The 20925-nt window shown below is 33.5% G+C and carries 21 protein-coding genes; 19 read left to right on the forward strand and 2 right to left on the reverse strand.

Annotated elements, in window-relative coordinates; translation table 11 throughout:
- Window positions 1-167 precede the first annotated feature (167 nt).
- Window positions 168-1217 (reverse strand): outer membrane beta-barrel protein, encoded by a 1050-nt coding sequence (locus BUB25_RS11075; RefSeq protein WP_072944291.1) that lies wholly within the window; start codon window positions 1215-1217, stop codon window positions 168-170.
- Between the two features lie 654 nt (window positions 1218-1871).
- Here BUB25_RS11075 and BUB25_RS11080 point away from each other — a divergent pair.
- On the forward strand, window positions 1872-4445 hold the full coding sequence (locus BUB25_RS11080) for a cation-translocating P-type ATPase (RefSeq protein WP_072944294.1): 2574 nt from the start codon (window positions 1872-1874) through the stop codon (window positions 4443-4445).
- Window positions 4446-4731: 286 nt separating this feature from the next.
- On the opposite strand, the gene BUB25_RS11085 is transcribed toward BUB25_RS11080, so the two are convergent.
- Window positions 4732-4908, reverse strand: coding sequence for a histone H1 (locus BUB25_RS11085; RefSeq protein WP_072944296.1), 177 nt, complete (start codon window positions 4906-4908; stop codon window positions 4732-4734).
- Between the two features lie 294 nt (window positions 4909-5202).
- On the opposite strand from BUB25_RS11085, the gene BUB25_RS11090 reads away from it, so the two are divergent.
- The 18 genes from BUB25_RS11090 (at window position 5203) to BUB25_RS11175 (ending at window position 20858) form a co-directional block, all read left to right on the forward strand.
- The gene (locus tag BUB25_RS11090; protein WP_072944298.1) at window positions 5203-6072 is read left to right on the forward strand and encodes an ABC transporter permease; all 870 of its coding nucleotides are present in this window, start codon (window positions 5203-5205) and stop codon (window positions 6070-6072) included.
- 116 nt (window positions 6073-6188) lie between these two features.
- Window positions 6189-6533, forward strand: a complete 345-nt coding sequence (locus BUB25_RS11095; protein WP_072944519.1) for a four helix bundle protein — start codon at window positions 6189-6191, stop codon at window positions 6531-6533.
- Between the two features lie 67 nt (window positions 6534-6600).
- Entirely contained in the window at window positions 6601-7872 is a 1272-nt protein-coding gene (locus BUB25_RS11100) for an ABC transporter ATP-binding protein (RefSeq protein ID WP_072944300.1), read from the forward strand.
- Complete coding sequence (locus BUB25_RS11105) at window positions 7869-8945, forward strand: DegT/DnrJ/EryC1/StrS family aminotransferase (protein WP_072944301.1); 1077 nt, start codon at window positions 7869-7871, stop codon at window positions 8943-8945. Before BUB25_RS11100 ends, BUB25_RS11105 begins: the two co-directional genes overlap by 4 nt.
- Complete coding sequence (locus BUB25_RS11110; protein ID WP_072944302.1) at window positions 8939-9586, forward strand: acetyltransferase; 648 nt, start codon at window positions 8939-8941, stop codon at window positions 9584-9586. Before BUB25_RS11105 ends, BUB25_RS11110 begins: the two co-directional genes overlap by 7 nt.
- 1 nt (window position 9587) lies before the next feature.
- The gene (locus BUB25_RS11115) at window positions 9588-10574 is read left to right on the forward strand and encodes a glycosyltransferase family 2 protein (RefSeq protein ID WP_072944303.1); all 987 of its coding nucleotides are present in this window, start codon (window positions 9588-9590) and stop codon (window positions 10572-10574) included.
- Window positions 10571-11488, forward strand: coding sequence for a glycosyltransferase family 2 protein (locus tag BUB25_RS11120; protein WP_072944304.1), 918 nt, complete (start codon window positions 10571-10573; stop codon window positions 11486-11488). The genes BUB25_RS11115 and BUB25_RS11120 overlap by 4 nt, the downstream gene beginning before the upstream one ends.
- Entirely contained in the window at window positions 11488-12411 is a 924-nt protein-coding gene (locus BUB25_RS11125; protein WP_072944305.1) for a glycosyltransferase, read from the forward strand. Before BUB25_RS11120 ends, BUB25_RS11125 begins: the two co-directional genes overlap by 1 nt.
- Complete coding sequence (locus BUB25_RS11130; protein WP_072944306.1) at window positions 12383-13513, forward strand: glycosyltransferase family 4 protein; 1131 nt, start codon at window positions 12383-12385, stop codon at window positions 13511-13513. The genes BUB25_RS11125 and BUB25_RS11130 overlap by 29 nt, the downstream gene beginning before the upstream one ends.
- Entirely contained in the window at window positions 13503-14465 is a 963-nt protein-coding gene (locus BUB25_RS11135) for a glycosyltransferase family 2 protein (protein ID WP_072944521.1), read from the forward strand. The genes BUB25_RS11130 and BUB25_RS11135 overlap by 11 nt, the downstream gene beginning before the upstream one ends.
- 134 nt (window positions 14466-14599) lie before the next feature.
- Window positions 14600-15514 carry a glycosyltransferase family 2 protein gene (locus BUB25_RS11140; protein WP_072944308.1) on the forward strand — a complete coding sequence of 305 codons (915 nt, stop codon included), beginning with the start codon at window positions 14600-14602 and terminating at the stop codon, window positions 15512-15514.
- Between the two features lie 26 nt (window positions 15515-15540).
- Entirely contained in the window at window positions 15541-16617 is a 1077-nt protein-coding gene (locus BUB25_RS11145; RefSeq protein ID WP_072944310.1) for a glycosyltransferase family 2 protein, read from the forward strand.
- A 3-nt stretch (window positions 16618-16620) separates the two neighbouring features.
- Window positions 16621-17712 (forward strand): glycosyltransferase family 4 protein, encoded by a 1092-nt coding sequence (locus BUB25_RS11150; RefSeq protein ID WP_072944313.1) that lies wholly within the window; start codon window positions 16621-16623, stop codon window positions 17710-17712.
- Window positions 17712-18386, forward strand: a complete 675-nt coding sequence (locus tag BUB25_RS11155; protein ID WP_072944316.1) for an acylneuraminate cytidylyltransferase family protein — start codon at window positions 17712-17714, stop codon at window positions 18384-18386. Before BUB25_RS11150 ends, BUB25_RS11155 begins: the two co-directional genes overlap by 1 nt.
- A complete protein-coding gene (locus tag BUB25_RS11160) occupies window positions 18376-19020 on the forward strand; it encodes a hypothetical protein (RefSeq protein ID WP_072944318.1) in 645 nt (214 codons plus the stop codon). Before BUB25_RS11155 ends, BUB25_RS11160 begins: the two co-directional genes overlap by 11 nt.
- Window positions 18968-19213 (forward strand): SAF domain-containing protein, encoded by a 246-nt coding sequence (locus BUB25_RS11165; RefSeq protein ID WP_449403991.1) that lies wholly within the window; start codon window positions 18968-18970, stop codon window positions 19211-19213. Before BUB25_RS11160 ends, BUB25_RS11165 begins: the two co-directional genes overlap by 53 nt.
- A 26-nt stretch (window positions 19214-19239) precedes the next feature.
- Window positions 19240-20049 carry a class I SAM-dependent methyltransferase gene (locus BUB25_RS11170; RefSeq protein ID WP_072944320.1) on the forward strand — a complete coding sequence of 270 codons (810 nt, stop codon included), beginning with the start codon at window positions 19240-19242 and terminating at the stop codon, window positions 20047-20049.
- A gap of 23 nt (window positions 20050-20072) precedes the next feature.
- Window positions 20073-20858, forward strand: coding sequence for a glycosyltransferase family 2 protein (locus BUB25_RS11175; RefSeq protein ID WP_072944322.1), 786 nt, complete (start codon window positions 20073-20075; stop codon window positions 20856-20858).
- The last annotated feature ends 67 nt before the right edge of the window (window positions 20859-20925 follow it).

The raw sequence follows: 20925 nt of genomic DNA on the forward strand, positions 1-20925 counted from the left end.
TGAAAGCGGATCAGTATTAGATTTTAAAGTCGTTTCTGAAAAATATTTTTAAGCTTGGCGGCTTTTGAATACTTTTCAGAAACGACTTTTTAATTCAGGTATTAGAGGGTTTGTACGGAATGGATTGTCAGTCGATTAATCCGCTTTTTTCTGTGCGAGGTTTCAAATTAGAAACTGTAGGTCATCGCCATCAACAGATAAGCATTGGAATTGGATGGATTGGTAGCAGTATTCCAAAAAATAGCTTCTGATGAAAGGTCGACCCTGATTTCGGGAATAATGGTCAGATTTCCTGTTTTGTAATTTAGTGACAGCGTATTGCCTACAATATTGGATTCCCCCATTGCCGGAAGTGCTATTGCGGCTTTTTTAGCATCAAAATATTCCAGTCGGTAAGCAAGCCTTAGGTTTTCTTTGGCTGCATAGCTGGCATATCCAACCAGAGCAAACCAATTTTCATCATTACTGCTAGCGGTATCCTCTTTTATTATCGAATAGGTTCCGTTGAATCCCAGAGAAAATTTATCATTGATGGTTTTAGAGGCAACAATATCAAATTGAGTTTTATTTACGCTGCTGGCCGGATTGGCGCTTCCTGAAGTTAGATTGAAATACAGGCTTTCGGAGGTGCTGGTATAAGCCAATTGCCCAATGACTGTTTTTTGGTCTGAGCCCGCTTCCAGGGCGGTTTTAAAGTCGGTAGGATTGCTCAGGCCCGCCATAAGGCTGAATTTTCCTAAGGTATATTGAACCTTTAGACCCGTATTAAAAAAAGGCCCGTTTGTGAAAGCATAGGACATGCTGTAATTTTTGTTGTCTACCGCATCCAATAGTTCATATCCGATGTGGGTGGTAAAGCTGCCGGCAACGAGCTTGAAACGCTCTGAGAACTGGTAGGTGAAATAGAGTTGCTTGATCATGAAGGAGCTGCTGTTGTCATTATAAGTGAACTCTTTGTCTCTGTTTCCGAATCCCAAATCTACAAAAACGGTACCCTTAGCCCTGCTATGAGAGGCTTCGATGGAAACCATGCCCAGTTCGAAAGAATTATGAGCATAGGTGAAACTGGTTTTTCCATTGGGAGACAGGCCTGAAAAATCATACTTGTAGTAGAGGTCTGCCGATCCGCCGAAAGTGGTTGATGGTACCGAAGCTTCTTGTGCGAATGTCATCGTGCTTGTAAGTAGGAGTCCTAAAATGCTTGCTGTTTTTTTCATGTTAGTTTGGTTTGTTGGTTAATTTTGGTGTTGGTTTATATGCTTGTTTTTCTTATGATCAGAGGCGGTAGTTTTTTAGTTTTCAGCGGTTTATTTCGGGTTTCGTTGAGGCTAAATTATCAACTTTAGATTCCCTTCGATGATTTTTTTTTAAATTCACAAAAGAATTATCGATATCAAAAAATCAATAAACAGGAAATGCTTATTTCGTATTTTAAGCATTCTTTTTTAATTTTTACATAATCGATGTTTTGTGTTTTACCCCTGTTTTTTATAGGTTGATTTTATTTTGGTTAAAAAAAATAGCTATTGTTTTGTTTTTTTATTGATTTAATTAGTGTTAGTGGTGTTTTTTAATGGGGGTTGTTTTTATTTTAATAAAAATTAAAATTCAGCTTTTTATATAAAAAAAGAATGAACAGTTAATGCATGATGGAGCATAGTAAAAAAGTGATAAGGGAGTTATTGCTAATGAATGCAGCGGAATAAAAGTGGTTTAAATCGCGTATCTTTACTTTAGAATTAAAGGACTAAAAGTGGTTGGGCTTTTTTAGAAAGCAGAGCTTGCGTTTATTTAAATAAATAGCAAATCTAAAACCGCTGTTGGTATAAACGAAGGCCAAGGATTATCATTAAATACACAACTGTTTTACAATGAACTGGCACCTACTCCCCCTTTCCGAAATAGAGCGGCTGTTGAACACAAGCCCTTCAGGTATAGATAGTGTTACTGCTTCACAACTTCTTGCAGAACATGGAAAAAACCAATTAGAGAAGAAAAAAAGGAAGACAATTTTGCAAATGCTGCTACAGCAACTGCTGGATTTTATGATTCTTATTCTTGTAGCTGCGGCCATAATTTCAGGGATATTGGGGGATATTATAGATACGATAATTATTCTTGCCATTATTGTCATTAATACGGCTGTGGGTGTGATACAAGAATACCGTGCCCAAAAGGCGATGGAGGCATTAAAGAAAATGGCAAGCGGCATTGCCCAAGTGGTGCGTGAAGGAACAAAGTTAGCCCTTCCTTTTTCAGAGCTTGTTCCGGGAGATTTATTGTTTCTCGAAGTGGGAAATATTATTCCTGCGGACATTCGTTTTTTTGAGACCCAACAGATAAAAGTGGACGAATCAGTACTTACGGGCGAGTCGCACAATGTACAAAAGCATCCTGAGGAGCTGCCGCAAGGCGATTATGTGCTTGGCGACCGAATAAATATGGGCTATAAAGGCACGCATGTCACAAGTGGTTCTGGACTTGCGTATGTCGTGGCCACGGGAATGAGTACGGAGCTGGGGCGAATTGCACGAATGATCCAAACTGAGGAAGCAGCAACACCTTTACAAAAAAGATTAACGGTATTTGGGAAACAATTGTCGGTTGGTATATTGATCGTCTGTGCTCTGATCTTTGGCATAGGGATCTGGCGTGGCGAGACAGTCTTAAGCATGTTGCTTACTTCTATTTCGCTTGCTGTTGCCGCAATCCCCGAGGCATTAGCCGCTCTGGTGACCATTGCACTCGCATTTGGCGCCAAGCGGTTGGTCAAAAGCAATGTGCTGATCAGAAAACTGGCTGCCGTTGAATCATTGGGTTCTGTCGGTTATATCTGTACAGACAAAACGGGAACACTTACGCTGAATAAAATGACCGTAGAGGAAATTTTTGAGACCTCAGATGAAACAGCTAATCTTGTATTTGGCGGACAGAATGCTTTATTGGCTGCCATGGCATTAAATAATGATACATCCATTGACAGCAACGGAAAATGGTTGGGCGATTCGACCGAGCTGGCCCTGGCACGATATGCTTTTGATAAAAATTATAAGCGAGCCGATTTAGAACTAGACTATCCCAGAGTAGCGGAATTGCCTTTTGATTCCACACGAAAATGTATGAGTACCCTGCATAAATGCGATAAAGGAGTGCTGCTCATTACCAAAGGTGCAGTTGAGGAACTTTTGGGAAAATTGAATGATGAACAAAAAACAGCCAAGGCCGAATTTGAATTTAAAGCAAATGAGATGGCGGCTAAGGGATATCGCGTATTAGGATATGCGGTAAAAAGACTTGCTGATGTGCCTGATAATTTAGCTTCGGGAGAAATAGAAAGCGCGTTAACCCTGATTGGATTTACGGCAATGATTGATCCGCCGCGCGAAGAAGCCAAACAGGCGGTTGCCCAATGCAAAGAAGCAGGAATTATTACCGTTATGATTACCGGGGATCATAAACTCACGGCCATGGCCATAGCAAAGAGATTGGGAATTCTAGAATCTGAAGAAGATCTGGTATTGAGCGGTCCGGAACTTAACCAATTAAAATTGGAAGAATTTGAGGATATAGTTGAGCGAGTGCGGGTTTATGCACGGGTAAATCCGGAACAGAAGCTGAAAATTATTACTGCCTTGCAGGATAAAAATCACTTTGTCGCGATGACAGGTGATGGTGTCAATGATGCGCCGGCGCTCAAGAATGCCAATATAGGAATTGCCATGGGGATCAACGGAACGGAAGTTTCCAAAGAAGCCTCACAAATGATTTTGTTGGACGATAATTTTTCAACTATCGTTGTGGCCATAAAACAAGGGCGAAGGATATTTGATAACATTTTGAAATTCATCAAATATATCATGACCGGAAACTCCGGGGAATTATGGGCCATTTTTCTGGCTCCTTTTCTCGGATTGCCAATGCCTTTGTTGCCCATACAAATTCTCTGGATCAATCTTGTCAGCGACAGTTTGCCCGGATTAGCGCTTGGCTCTGAAAGTGCTGATGCGCATATAATGAAACGGCCTCCAAGAAGTCCGGGGCAGAATATTTTCTCCAGAGCGATGGTGATTCATATTTTATGGGTAGGTTTTCTGATCGGATTAATCACTTTAGGCATACAAGCCTGGGCCATTGAGAATGAAAAGGACCACTGGCAAACCATGGCCTTTTCTGTTCTTTGTTTTGCTCAATTGGCACATGCCATGGCCATTCGTTCCGAGCGTGAATCCATTTTCAGGATTGGTTTGTTTTCAAATAAGTACATGATAATTGCTTTGTCGATCGCTATCGCTTTGCAGTTAATGGTTATTTATTCCCCTTTTTTCAATGTGATTTTTAAGACCCAAGCGTTGACGGTTAATGAGCTTGCCTTGACAATAGCAGTGTCCGGCACGGTGTTTTTTGCGGTGGAAATAGAGAAATGGATAAAAAGGAAATGGGGTTAGGGGTTGGAATAGTGAAAAGTAATTATGGTACTGATTCGAGATATTTATTTTCGGGTTAATTTGAATTTGTAGAGCCCTTTGCAGACGCACCAACTTCTGTGCTGTACTATGGCGAAATGAAAATAAAAGAGGTGCAAATGAAAATTAATACTTATAAAAACAGCCAGCTAAATCAATAACAAAAAGGGAATCTGCTGACGTATTTTTATAAAAACAGAAAGATTGACAAGCAGGGCAATAAAAAAAGCCCTCTGGAAAATCCGGAAGGCTCATTTTTGAAAATAAATTATTTTTTTGATTCCTCTACAGAAACTTTTCTAAACTCTTTTAAAAGTTTTTCCAGGTCCAAAGTCGATTTACGTGCTCTTGTTCCCGCCGCTTTGTTTCCTTTTTCGATGTGCAGTTCAGCCTCTGTTTTGAAGTTTTCAAATTCGGCATTGATTTTTTCGAATAAATCTTTCATGGTGATACTATATTAAATTAGGGCGCAAAAATAAAAGTTTACTTATTAGATAGCACTAATTTGGTGTTAAAATTATTGTTATTTAATCGAGAAAATGAAGGAGGGCCAATGGATGCGGATGCTTGCTTGCCGTGATTTTCAAAGTTTTTGAAATTATACAGATCCAATTTAATATATATAGTTTTGATTAGGAGTTGTTTATATCTAAACGAAAAATCTTATATTTGTTAGGCGATGATTCTGATTGTATCGAAAAGGGCTCCATAATACGCTTGGTTTTTATCCTGATAGACAATGAATACTACCAATAACAGCGATTCGGACTGGTTGTTTGAGATAGCACCCAAGAATAATTTCTTCTCGTTGAACTTCAAAGAGGTTTGGCAATACCGCGACTTGCTGTTGCTTTTTGTAAAAAGAGATGTGGTCACGGTGTACAAACAAACCATTTTGGGGCCGTTATGGTACCTGATACAACCGCTTTTTACCTCGATTACTTTTACTGTGATTTTCAATAATGTTGCCGGGATCAGCACCGGAATTGTGCCTTCTTTCCTTTTTAATTTGGCCGGTATCACGATTTGGAATTATTTCACGGCTTGCCTTAATGATACTTCGGATACCTTTAAGCGCAATGCTTCTATTTTTGGGAAGGTCTATTTTCCGCGAATCATCATGCCGCTTTCGGTAGTGGTTTCTAACTTGTTGAAATTCGGAATTCAGTTTCTGATTTTTGTAATTTTTTATTTGTATTTTTATTACCAAGGCGCCGCTATTAGTCTTAATGCCAGTGTATTGTTTTTTCCGCTGTTAGTGGTTTTGATGGGGGTTTTGGGATTGGGACTGGGGATGATTATTTCCTCTTTGGTTACTAAATACAGGGATTTGAGTTATTTGATCGGTTTTGGAGTGCAATTGCTGATGTATCTCTCGGCGGTGATGTATCCTATGGCACTAATCAGGGAGAAAATCCCCGACTATGCTTGGTTGGTAAGCTATAATCCACTGGCTTATATTATTGAAAGCAGTCGATACATGTTGCTCAATACGGGTCATATTTCGGTTTCAGGACTTGTTTATACGTTTTTGCTGAGTTTTTTTATTTTTTTTATGGGCTTGCTTATTTTTAACAAAACGGAGAAAAGTTTTATTGATACGGTCTAGGGAGTTGTGAGTTATGGGTTGTGAATCGTCAGTCGTGAATCGTGAATCGAGAGTAGTAAGTGATGTCATTTTTCTACTCAAAACTGACGACTGACGACTCACTAAAAAAAGAAGATATGGATCATAAAGAGTTGGATGTTTGGAAAAAGAGTATGGATTTGGTTGTTACAGTATATCAAATTACGCAGCTATTTCCGGATTCAGAAAAATTTGGTTTGACTAGTCAAATGAGAAGAGCAGCTGTTTCAATTCCATCTAATATTGCTGAAGGGGCCGCAAGAAAAGGAGATAGAGAATTGATTCATTTTCTTCATGTTGCCTTGGGGTCACTTTCAGAATTAGAAACACAATATTTAATAGCAATGCGATTGGAATTTATTAAGAACGAGCAAGTTTTTGAACTACAAATGATTGATGTTAAAAAACTTTTGATAGGGTTTAGAAATTATTTAAATAAGTGAATAGTGAGTAGTAAGTGAGTTATTTTTCTACTCACGACTCACGACTCACGATTCACGACTCACTAAAATGAAAGACATCATCTTAAAAGCCGAAAACATCTCCAAGCAATACCGTCTGGGACAGGTAGGGACCGGTACGCTGAGTCATGACCTGAACCGTTGGTGGTGTCAATTGAGAGGAAAAGAAGATCCTTATTTGAAAATAGGGGATACAAATGATCGCTCTACCAAAGGAGAAAGCGATTATGTATGGGCTTTGCAAGATATCAACTTTGAAGTGGAGCGCGGTGAAGTTTTGGGGATTATAGGCAAAAACGGAGCAGGAAAATCGACACTGTTAAAAATATTATCCAAGGTGACTGCACCTACAACGGGTAGCATAAAATCCCGGGGAAGGATTGCTTCTTTACTCGAAGTGGGAACCGGTTTTAACGGGGAGATGACCGGCAGGGAAAATATTTTTCTTAACGGGGCTATTTTGGGTATGACTAAAAGAGAGATTGCTTCCAAACTCGATGAAATTATTGCTTTCTCGGGTTGCGAACGCTATATAGACACTCCTGTGAAACGCTACAGCAGCGGAATGACGGTACGATTGGCCTTTGCCGTGGCAGCATTCCTTGAACCCGAGATCTTGGTTATTGATGAGGTTCTGGCTGTGGGTGATGCCGAGTTTCAGAAAAAAGCCATCGGCAAGATGCAGGATATTTCCAGGGGTGAAGGACGGACGGTTTTGTTTGTGAGTCATAATATGGCGGCGGTGAAGAGCCTTTGTACGAGGGGGATGGTGTTGGAGCATGGGAAAGTGAAATTTGATGGTGCTATTGATGAAGCTGTTAGTTACTATTTGAGCGGAGAATCGGAAGTAATGAACAAGAAAGTGTTTGATGAGGATTATAATAATGAAGTATTTCAATTAAACGAAATTTCATTAAGAAGTAAAGGTCAAACTTATGAAGAATCTTTAAGTGAAAATTTACCAATTGAATTGCATACAAAATTGCAACTTAGAAGTGAACAATCTGACCGTTATCATGTAACATATCACTTATATAATGAAATGGGGGAGGCTATGTTTTCATTTTCTAATTTTCAAACAACGAATTTGAAAACAGGAGATAATAATCTTATTTGTACTATTCCAGCTTCTTTTTTTCAACCAGGTCAGTACTTTTTGTCACTATTTATTATTGAAGATAAACGTCAAGCTATTTTTGTTGAAAAAAATATTATTTCTTTTACGGTAGTTGACGGAGAAAGAGAATTAGGTGTTTATATGGGGAAAGAACCAGGTTATATTAAACCACAGTTTGAATGGAAAAATTTATTAAAAGGATGATAAATGTAACCAAAACTTTTTTACCGCCTCAAGAAGAGTACCAAGAGATTTTAAAAAGAGCTTGGGATAATTCTTGGATTACAAATCGAGGATCTTTGGTTCAAGAGTTAGAAGAAAATTTACTTTCTTATTTGGCGTTGAATCAAGTTGTGTTAACTACAAATGGAACCATTCCATTGCAAATTGCACTGAAAGTATTGGCAAAAGGAGGAGAAGTCATTACGTCGCCGTTTTCATATGTTGCAACAACAGCAACCATTGTGTGGGAAAACTGCAAACCTGTTTTTGTAGATATTCATCCCGAGTATTTAACCATTGATGAGATAAAAATAGAAGAAGCCATAACCGATAAAACGACGGCTATTTTGGTAACCCATGTTTTTGGTAATCCATGTAATGTTGAAGAAATTCAACGAATTGCAGGTAAATATAAATTAAAAGTAATTTATGATGCTGCACACTGTTTTGGAGTTACCTATAAAAATGAATCCATTTTTAATTATGGTGATGTAAGCACCTGTAGTTTTCATGCCACCAAATTATTTCATACAGGAGAAGGCGGAGCCATGTTTACTTCGGATAAAGAATTACAACATAAATTGTTTTATAGTCATAATTTCGGGCATAACGGACCTTTAGCCTTTCATGGTGTAGGAATTAATGCTAAAATGTCGGAATTACAAGCCGCAATGGGATTGTCGGTTTTACCGTATATGGGGACTATACTAGCTGAAAGAAAAAAAGTAGTTGATTTTTATAATGCCAATTTGGATTTTTCAAAACTTAAAGCCTTGAAAATAAGAAAAAATACACATTGGAATTATAGTTATTATCCCGTTATTTTTGAGAGTGAAGCACAACTTTTAAGAGTAGAAAAGGCATTAAGTTACAATCAAATTATGCCACGTCGCTATTTTTATCCTTCATTAAATACTATTGATTATACAAAAGGACAATCAATGCCAATTTCAGAGAATATTGCTTCAAGGATTATGTGTTTGCCTTTGTATGTGGGATTGTCTGAAAATGATTTAGAGAGAATAGTTTCACTTATAAATACGAATTTATGTTAATAGTGGGAGCCAAGGGATTTGCTAAAGAAGTATTAGAAGTGGTTCATCAATTAAACCAATTGGATAATTTGGTTTTTTATGATGATGTGAATGATGATGTGCCAGAAAAATTATTTGGTCAATTTCCCGTTTTAAGAACTATTGAAGCCGCTTTAATCTATTTTAAAACGATTGATAATCAATTTACCATTGGCATTGGGAATCCTGTTTTAAGAAAAAAACTGTGCGATAAATTCACTGATTTAGGAGGGGAATTTGTTTCTACCATTAGTCCTTTAGCAGCTATTGGTTCTTTTGACGTTCAAATTGGTATTGGTTCAAATATTCTTTCGGGTTCTGTTTTTTCAAATGGTATTCGAGTTGGTAAAGGAAGCATAGTTTATTATAATTCAGTAATCACGCATGATTGTATAATTGGTGATTTTGTGGAAATTTCTCCAAGTGTTACTTTGTTAGGTAGATGTATAATTGGCTGCTGTACTCAAATAGGTTCCAATGCTACTATATTGCCCAGTATTAGAATAGGGAAAAATGTTATAATTGGCGCAGGTTCAGTTGTTACCAAAGACCTTCCAGATAATTGTTTGGCTGTTGGTGTTCCGGCTAAAATCATTAAAGAGTTAGCACCCTTAGAATTCTAATATGGAAAAATATCCTAAAGTAAGCGTTTGCATGATAACTTATAATCATGAAAAATTTATTGCAGAAGCTATAAATGGAGTTTTAATGCAAGAATGTGATTTTGAAATAGAGCTTATTATTGCTAACGATTGTTCTCCAGACCAAACAGATGAGGTTATCCAAAATATTTTAGAAAATCATCCTCGAGCTTCTTGGATTAAATATATAAAGCAGGAAAAGAACATTGGGATAATGCCTAATTTTATATTTTCATTAAATCAATGCAAAGGCGATTTTGTTGCTATGTGTGAGGGTGATGATTATTGGATAACCAAAGATAAACTGCAAAAACAAGTTGATATTTTAGAATCAAATAATAATGTTGGGTTAGTTTATACCAACGTGAAGCATTTTAAGCAATCTACAGGCGAATTGATTGAAATTATTCCTAGATATGCAAAAGAACGTACGGAAGTTATTCCCTTGATGTTAAAAAGTAAATTTATAGAGTTTCCAACTACAGTATTTAGAAAAACTGTTTTGGATAAAGTAATTGGTATCATAAAAAATGAACTTGAAAACGGAGTAATTGGTGATACTAGAATTTTGTTGGAAACAGCCCAAAATTCAGAAATCTATTTTTTGAACGAAATTACAACAGTTTATAGAATTTTAGAGGGAAGTGCAAGCCATCCTACAGATATTGATAAATATATTTTTGCTTTAAAGGATACTTATTTATGCAGAAAAACATTTGTTGAAAGAAATAGCTTAGATACTAAATGGTTGTCTGATTCTGTTTGTAATATGAATAGAGGTTTAATAAATAGCGCGTTTGTATCTAAGAAATATTCAGATACCATTAAATTATTAAAGAATGTATTAATTGTAGAGGTTTTTAAATATTGCAGTTGGAATGTTTTCAGAAGAAAGATGAAGATTGATATTTTGATAAAACTTCTTTTATCTTTATTTGGAATAGGGTTTTTAAGACAAAAACTAAGATGAAAAAAGCGACCACCGTTAGTGTTTGCATGATTACCTATGGCCATGAAAATTATATTCGTAAAGCTATAGAAGGAGTTTTAATGCAAGAATGTGATTTTGAAGTAGAACTAATTATAGTCAACGATTGCTCGCCAGATAAAACTGATTTAGTTATTCGAGATATTTTAGAGAATCATCCCAGAAAAAAATGGATTAAATATATAAGGCAAGAGAATAATTTAGGAATGATGCCTAATTTTATTTTTGCCTTAGGTCAATGTTCAGGAGCTTATATAGCACTTTGTGAAGGTGATGATTATTGGATCGATCCATTGAAACTGCAAAAACAAGTTGATTTTTTGGAGGAAAATCTTGAATATGTGTTGTGTTTTCACAAGGTAGCCATATTGAAAACTGATGGCGAAATTGTAGATGATTTTATTACTGTGGTACCAGAAAATTATGAAACGATTGAAACGCTGGCACGATTAGGAAATTATATCCATACGCCTTCAGTAGTTTTTAGAAATATTATAAAGAAATTTCCATTTGAGTTTGAATTTACCCCAATAGGCGATTTTTTTCTATATATGATGTTGGCCGAGCATGGGAAATTGAAGTATTTGGAAGATAAAATGGGTGTTTATAGGCATGGAGTTGGTGTTTTTTCTGGTGGCTCCAGATTGAAAATGACAATAAACAGTCTTAAATTATTTACTTATTTACTTTCCTATCTTAAAGCGGATGAAATAAAAAAAATCATTCTTAATCGGCAATTATTAAGTATTTCCTCATTAGAGAATATGATTGCAAATCAATACAAAGGTTTTTTTATCTCAAATCATATTTTTTTTAGGTCGATTAAATTTATTAATGAAAATTATAAGCAACCTTCTAAAATAGTAAAAAAAATAATTTTAAAAGTATTAAAATAATGCTTGCCATAATTATCCCATATTACAAGTTCACTTTCTTTGAAGTTACTTTAGAGTCGCTCGCCAGTCAAATCAATCAACGATTCAAAGTATATATCGGGGATGATGCGAGTCCGGAAAATCCATCTGATCTATTGGAGCACTATAAAGGGAAATTTGATTTTGAGTATCATCGTTTTGAAGAGAATCTTGGAGGGATTTCATTGACAAAACAATGGGAACGCTGTATTGCTTTATCAGGGAATGAGGAATGGATTATGATTTTGGGAGATGATGATGTGTTGGGCGAGAATGTGGTGGAAGGGTTTTATGGGAATTTGCCCGAAATAGAGCAGGATGGGATTAATGTTGTACGGTTTGCAACGCGGCTTATTGATGAAAAAGGAGATTGTATCTCGAGAATCTACCAGCATCCAAAATTAGAAAAAGGCTTGGATTTTTTTATTAGAAAATTAAAATGGGAAACGCGGAGTTCATTATCTGAATACATTTTTAAAAGGAAAAGTTTTTTAGAAAAAAAGATTCAGTATTATCCTTTCGGGTTTTATAGTGATGACAGGGCTTGGGTAGATTTTGCAGCAGACAAACCCATTTTTTCAATAAACAATATTCTGATTTTTATTAGAATTTCGTCTCAAAGTCTTTCGGGTTCAACAGATAAAAATATAGTAAAGAAATCCGAATATTTATATGTCAAACATTTTTATGACAATGAGTTGGAAAGATTGTCTAAAAAAAACAGGCTTTTTATTTTAAAAAAGGTAGAATTTTTTTTCTATCTAAATAAAAAAATAAATTTAATTGATTGGATTTTATTATATATTAGGTATTTCAAGTGTCTTGATATAAAGGAATTGTATCGGTTTCATAAAAGATTATTTAAATTTTTTTTAAATGAGAAAAGTTCTATTTATAATACATGAAGCCTCTGAAACAGGAGCACCAATGATGATTGATCATTTACTGGATAGTTCTTGTTCAAAGAAGAATGACTGCTATGTCTTATGTATTTATGGTGGAAAAATTGAAGAAAGTTTAAGGCAAAAAGCTAAAATATCGGTCCTCCATAAGAAAAATTCAGACACCTTTTTAAATAAAGTTTTTAAAAAGTTTTATAAGAATGAAAATAATTTTTTGAGAAAACTAAGCAATAATTTTTTTGATTTAGTATACATAAATAGTTTGGCCACGCTGACGAGATTGCCAAAGTTGGATTTTTTAAAAAACAACAAATCAATTTTGCATGTTCATGAGGGACCAATACTTTCTGAAAATTTAGGAGTCCAGGAAATCATTTCTAAAGAGATTGAAAATATTTCAAGTTTTATTTTTGTTTCTGAATTTGCGAAGAATAATTTTATTTTAAATCACAGCATTGCAGCTGCAAAATGTCAGGTTATCCCTCCTGTTATGCGAAATGTGAAAAAACAGGCTGCCGAGGTAAAAAATTTAGATTTGCCTGAGAACTCATTTGTTGTTTGTTCTTCGGGTTCGTTAAACTACAACAAGGGAGTTGATGTTTTTTTGCAAGTTGCTAAAAATGTCATAAGTCAAGCTCGTCCTGATTTTCCTATTTATTTTGTTTGGATAGGAATGCATGGAAATCAGGAGATCAGAAGTCATTTTTTGGGTGATATAAAAAAAATGGGACTAAAGAATAATATACTTGTTATTCCTAATACAGATAAAATTATAGATTATTTTTATGAGTCGGATCTTTTTTTATTGTGCTCAAGAGAAGAATCCTTTTCTATGGTAGCAATGGAAAATGCTATAATAGGTAATCCGGTTATTTGTTTTAATTCAGGGAATGGAACCACGGAATTTATTAATAATGAGAATGGTTGTGTTATACCCTATTTGGATATCTTAAGTGCAAGCAGGTCTATTTTAGAATTGTACAACAATCCTGTTTTGTTGAGCGAAAAATCAGAAGCAATCAGAAAAGCGGCAATCGATTTTTGTGGCAAAAACTCATCTGATAAAATCTTCGAAATAATTAAAAATGTTATTGATGCAAGATGAAAAAAACAAAATACTGACGATTATAGTTACTTATAATGGCTTAAAGTGGATTAATAAATGTATTGATTCTATCCGGCTTTCGAGTTTGCAAGCTGATATCTATGTTGTAGATAATGGAAGTAAGGATGATACTGTTATTGCTTTAAAAAAGTATACTGATATTTTTATTTATGAAAGCAAAACTAATCTGGGATTTGGTCAGGCTAATAATATCGGAATGCAATATGCTTTAAATAACGGTTATGATTATGTGTTTTTGTTAAACCAGGATGCCTGGATAGAGGAGGATACTTTGGCTTTTTTGATGAAGGTTTCACTTTCAAACAAAGAATATGGGATTCTTTCCCCCTTACATTATTATTCAGATAGGAAATCGTTAGAATATAATTTTAGTCTACAATTATCTCCATGGTTTTGTAAAAATATAGTTTCGGATTATATAGCTAAAGATAAAAGTGAAATGAAAGATGTTTATCCGTTACATTTTATTAATGCGGCTGCCTGGTTAATTTCCCGAAAAGCATTAGAGACTGTTGGAGGTTTTGATCCTTTATTTTTTCACTACGGAGAGGATAATAATTACTGCCATCGTGTTAATTTTCACAATATGAAAGTAGGCATTGTGCCTAGTGTTAAAATTTATCATGATTGCGAAGATGCAAATAACAAAAGAATAAAAGATAGCGATGAGCAATTGAGGAAATTTGAACTGAATACAAAAACAAGCTATGCTGATATTAATTTAGATGTTCGCAAAGGGGAAATATTAGCTTTAGCAATAAAAAAACTTTTGTTTAGCGTATTGTTTGTATTTCGTTTTAAATTTTCAGAGGCCAGAAATTATTGGTTGTCAGCCAGAGTTGTATTTAAAAATTGTAATAAGATAATTGAAAGCAGAAAAAGGAATTTTATTCCAAGGGCAAACTATCTGATCAATGAAAGTAAAAGTTGAAATTGTATGTAAAACTATTAAATAGATGATAAGCTTACTCTATCCTTACCGCAAGCGGGAAGCAGAACATATTGAGCAATCACTAGTTCATCGCTATTACAAACGCTCTATTTTGAGTATAGATATTTAAAGATATGAGACAGATTTACGTAATTGTTGTGACTTGTAATGGGATTAAATGGATAGAAGAATGCTTAAAAAGTGTTTTAAGTAGTTCAATTCCGGTTTCATTGATAGTGGTTGACAATAGTAGTTCAGACACTACGATAGATTTTATAAAAACAAGTTTCCCTGACGTAATTTTGTTAGAACAAAAGGAAAATTTAGGTTTTGGAAAAGCAAATAATATAGGAATAGCTTATGCTCTGAAACAAAATCCAGATTTTGTTTTTCTGTTAAATCAAGATGCTAAAATTGAAAAAGTTACTATTGAAACTTTAATAAGAATATCAGAGAGTAATGCCGATTTGGGTATATTGACGCCATTACATTTAAATTGGCTTGGCAATGGATTAGAGTTTGGATTTTATAATGAAAAGTTATTTTCGGATCTTTTACTTAATCAGGAGCTAAAAGAATTTTATTTAGAAGATAAATTTATTAATGCTTCAGCTTGGTTATTGCCAGTAAATACTTTAAATATTGTTGGTGGTTTTGATCCGATTTTCTTTCATTACGGCGAAGATGTAAATTATTGTCAAAGAGTGTTATTTCATGGATTAAAGTTGGTCATTGTTCCAAAAGTTAAAATATTTCATGATACTACTAATAACGGAGTGTTTGAAAAAAATGATAAATCACAGCAATTGATGATTGATGAAAGGTATTTTATGAATCAGACAATTATAAAATTTGGGGATGTAAATCGGTTGGATTATAAATTGTATGAAAAGTTTAAAACTAAGTTTATTTTTAGGACATTGTATTCTTTGTTGCTATTTGATTTAACTAAAGCCGGAGAGGACTTTAGGAAGTATAAGATACTTACACGACTAAAGATAAAAGAAAGTTATCTTAAAAACAGCAAAGAAGGTCGGCATCATTTTTAAAATGAATCTAAATTAAAACCAATTAAATGGTCACTATTCTCTATCCTTACCGCAATCGGGAACTAAGTCGTATCAAGCGTTCTTTAGATTCTTTGGCTAATCAAAAAGTTTTGAATTTTGAGGTTTTTTTTATTGATTATGGGTCGGATGAGGATATGGCACTGCAAGTTCAGGAGCTCGTTACGCATTATGATTTTATTTCCTATGAATATCTTTTTACATCGAATCAACCGTGGAATAAATGTAAAGCATTAAATTACGCTGTAAAAAAGACAGAGTCTGACTTTTGTTTTATTGCTGATGTGGATATAATTTTTCATCCGGAATTTTCAATCCTTTTAGAAAGGGAAAAGGATCTTAATACGGCTGTTTTTTTTAAAGTAGGTTTTCTTTCAGAAGAGGAGAGTATCAAAAATTGTGATTTTGAATCGTATAAAATAAATTTTTATAGTAATGAAGAAGCTACAGGAATGACTCTTTTTCCGGTTAGAAAACTTAAAGAAATTCGCGGTTTTGATGCATTTTTTCATTTTTGGGGAGCTGAGGATACAGATGTTCTTAATCGTTTGAAAAATCACGGTTGCAAAATCGAATTTTATGATGAAAATGTATTATTGCTTCACCAATGGCACCCTAATTATAGACAAAGTGAAACTACTGTTTTAAATAAAGAAATCCAGCTAAGCGGAGTTGTAGAGCTTAATCATCAACATCTTAAATATAATTTGGAAAAAAGAATTGAAAGAGTAAATTTACAAGGATGGGGAGGCGTTATGAATGAATCTGATTATGAAGAATTATCCGGTTTGCCGACAATTAAACTTTCAAATGAAGTTAGCGAGATAGATCATTTCTTATTTGTGGAATTGTACCAGAAAAAAGAATGTTTTATAAGTGTTGAAATAAAAACACATCCTTTCTGTAGGACTTTTAAGCATAAAATTAAAAAAATATTTGGGAAAAAAGTTTCGGAATTTTATACTTTAAAAGAAGTGAATGATCTATTATTATTACATTTAGTTTCCTATTATCATCATTTACCCTATATTTATAAAATAAGTGATAATCTTGAGAGTATTGAATTTAAAATAAAAAAAGACTAACTCATGCCAAAAGTAATTCTGATTTCACAATTTCCTTTGCCTTATTTTAAAATAGGGAGTTGGACCAGGATGTATCAAAATTACTTGGGGGCGACTCATAAAATTGATTTTGTAGTCTGTAATCAGCCGGAAGTTTTATTGGATAATGTAGATTACAAAATTGTTTCAGAAAGTTTTGTTTCAAAAATTAAAAAGAGAATTTTTAAAAATCAATATGAAGATTATTTTCAGGCTTTAGAGCAATTGCTTAAAAAAAATCAAAAATACCTTATTCAGATTGTAGATAACTTTGGCATTGTGAAAGACTTAGATTCTTTTCTAAAACAAAAAAACTTACGCAAAAACTGTTATTTACAATTTTTCTACCACGGATTTCCTCCTTTTTATGAAAATTTCCAAAGTCGTTGTTTTTTTGAGACCATAGACGAAATGGTTTTGCTTACCCATGATAGCTATTTTGCACATAAAAATTATTATACCGTTTTGCCGGTACGATTTTCAGTACTTCATAACGGAATTGATACTGATTTGTTTTTTCAAGTGGAAGCAGAAGAAAAGAGAAGTTTAAAACAACAACTTAATGTGGTTGATAAAAAAGTTTTCATTTGGTGTTCACAGGATCGACCTAAAAAAGGATTGCATTTAGTTTTAGATACCTGGAAAAAAGTTTATTCTCAAAATAAGAATATTGTTTTGTGGGTTATTGGATCAGAATCTGATGTTTTGATTGAAGGAGTTATTTTTATGGGGAAAATTCCAAATAATGAACTGCCCAAATACTATCAAACAGCCGATTGCTATTTGTTTCCAACTTTATGCCATGAAGGTTTTGGATTGAGTTTAATCGAAGCTTTGCATTGTGGCTGTTATTGTATCGCTTCTGCGCTTGGAGGTGTACCGGAAGTTTTGCAGTATGGAAAATACGGGAAGTTAATTGATAACCCTCATTTTGTTTCAGCTTGGGAGGAAGCAATTTTGGAGTTTTTAAACAAGCCCTTATCTTTTGAAAATGTTCCAACTACTTTATATAGTTCTGAAAGTTGGAATTCAGGGATGAATGAAATTATTGAAAAAGCTAAAAACAGATTGCAATAATGAAAACCATTGCCATTATTCCTGCCCGAGGCGGATCAAAACGGATTCCGGAAAAGAACATCCAATTGTTTGGAGGATTGCCATTATTGGTACATTCCATCCAATATGCTCAAGCAAATGCCTCGATCATAGGAGATATTTTTGTTTCTACCAATGATGCAACGATAAAAAAAACTGCTTTGCAATTTGGAGCCAAGGTAATTGACAGGCCGGAAGAGTTGTCCGGAGATTTGGAACCTACAGTAACTTCATTAAAGCATGTTTTGGAAACAATTGAATATGAAACAGAAAATGTGGTGTTGTTGCAACCCACGAATCCATTGCGACCGATAAAGCTGTTGCAGGAGGCTTTTGAAATTTATCAGGCAGAAAACAGCGATAGTTTGTTTACTGTTAGCAGGAATTATCAGAAGTTTGGGAAGATTTTAAACGATCAATTCTTGCCTTTTAACTATGAAATTGGTCAACGCAGTCAGGATTTAGAGCCGTTGTTTTTTGAAAATGGCTTGTTGTATATCACAAAAGCTAAACTTATTTTGGAGAACATAATAATCAGCAAGAGTGCGTTCCCATTGGTGATGAATCATGTTTTTGGTCAGGTAGATATCGATACCCAAGAGGATTTGGATTATGCGGAGTATTTATTCAAAAAAACAATAAAGTATGAAAATTAAAAAACTTGCTGTAGATAATTATAAATTTTTCTCTTCTTTAGAAGGGAGTGATTATATTGCCAGCGAATTTGCATTAGAAACATTGTTAAAATTAGTTACTGTATTTAAAATTAAAAAGATATTAGAAATAGGTTTAGGAATTGGATCAATCTCTGACACAATTTTAAAATTAGAACAAAAAAATAATTTAAAAATTGATTATTTTGGAACAGAAATGAATCAATTTTGTTTAGATGCATTGCAAAAAAATGTATTTTACTTTGAAAAAATAAACCTCTTTTCTGAAATTAAAGATATTCAAAACGAAAAATTCGATTTGATCATCATTGATGGTTCTGACGATAGTTTAAATTTTATTGAGCAAAAAGCTGAAAAAAAAACTATTTTTTTTGTAGAAGGGGATAGAAAAAGCCAAACACAGAAAATTTTAGATATCTTTCCAAATCACTTATATGTTAATGTTATTACTTTAAAAAAGAACCCGTCATATGTAAATGAGGGAAGAAATTCAAATGCATATGTGGGTGGGGGGCAGTTAATTTTTGCAAATCCAACTATAAAAATGAGAATTTATTGGTTTAATGAAAAAGCTGCTACTTTTATTAAGAGAAAAATTAGGATATGGAGCAAATAATTTTTTTGCTTTTGCGACGGTTTGTGCTATTGCCGATATAAAAAAGGGAGGAGTATTCACGAAAGAAAATATTTGGGTAAAACGCCCGGGAACAGGTAAAATTTTAGCGGAGCATTTTAATGATTTAATTGGAAAAACGGCTGCTAGAGACATTGATAATGATGAACAATTAGATTTTTCTGATTTTGAATAGTAAATTTATAAAAATAAAGTTTAATTATGTTATTTAAAAAGATAGCAGTTTCTTTATTAAAGAAAAATAAAAAAACAAATTATATATTAAAAAAGGTAAGGGTTGGCAAAAGTATTTTAGAGGATGAATGTTTTAAAAAAACAGTGGCTCTTTCTAAAAAAGAAATAAATAAAAGTCCATCTCGATCAGAAATTATTAACTTTTTGATGTCGTTGACAGATTCTGAAAATTATTTAGAAATAGGAGTAAGGAATCCTAAAAGTAATTTTTTAAAAATTAAATGTAATAACAAATACTCTGTAGATCCGGGATTAGAATCAGAAAAAAATGTTGCAGATTTTGCGGTAACATCAGATGTTTTTTTTGAACTTTTAGAACAAAACAAGTTAAATAAAATCAATAGTGATATAAAATTTGATGTCATCTTTATTGATGGATTGCATTTGTCTTTTCAAGTTGAAAAAGATATTCTTAATAGTTTGAAATATATTAAGGATGATGGATTTATAGTTTTGCACGATTGTAATCCGCCAACAGAATATCACCAAAGAGAGAATTATTATTATAGAAATTCTCCAGCAGGTATTTTATGGAACGGAACTACTTGGAAAGCTTTTTATAAATTTAGGCATTATAAAAGTTTAAAATCAATATGTTTTGATACTGATTGGGGCGTTGGGGTTTTTAGCAGAAATGATCTTCCTTTATTCAACCATTTAGATGAAATGAAGAATGAATTTTATGAATTCGATATTCTAGATGAAAATAGAAGTAAATTTCTAAATTTAAATTCTTTTGATAATTGGGTTAAATTAATTGAAAAGAATAGAAGTTAGGTTTAATAAATATTCTGTTAATTATGAATAAAATCTCTGTTGTAATCAGAAATAAAAACCAAGCTGAAGCACTTGAATTTTTACTTAAAAATTTAACTGAACGCTACCACGAAGATATTGATGAAATAATTGTTATAGATAATATTTCTAATGACAATAGTGAGCAAGTGGTTAATAAGTACGGAGCAAAACTAGTGCAAATCAAGAAATTCAGTTATGGAGTCAGTGCTAATTTAGCAGCTGAAAGTGCATCAAATGAAATTGTTGTTATTTTTAGCTCTCATGCTTATCCGGTTAGTCATGATTTTTTTAAATTAATAAGTAAGAAATTTGAAGAAAATATTAATTTGGCAGGTCTAAGATGTTTGCACAATAAGAATGATTTTAGAAATTATATTAATAATATTTCTTCAAGAACAGACCCAAATAAATCTGGTTTGATTTTTTGCGGTTCAGCTTTTAGCAAAAAGATTTGGGAATTGCATAAGTTTAAAGACGATATACAAACAATGGAGGACAAGGAATGGTCCTTGAGAGTTATAAAGAATGGTTTTGATATCGATTTTTCCGCTTCCATTTTTTGTTATGATATTGTTAGAGATCACAAACAGATTTTTTTTAGATTTAAAAATGAAGTAATAGGAGGATATCAACTTTGGCATACTCAATATAGTTATAAAAGAGCAATAAAGGGTTTGATAGGAACAATTTTTAAACTATTTAAAACTTTTTTAATAGAGTTATATTTTGCTTTTAAGAGATTTTTTTTTCTATTAAGATTCTTATCTAATAAGCCTGAAAAATTTTAGTGAATAGAAAAAAAATACTATTTTCTTAGCAGTAGCCGTGTGATTTTGGGTAAGGCGACAGCGCAAC

Source organism: Flavobacterium granuli (genome assembly GCF_900129705.1).
Taxonomy (GTDB): Bacteria; Bacteroidota; Bacteroidia; order Flavobacteriales; family Flavobacteriaceae; genus Flavobacterium; species Flavobacterium granuli.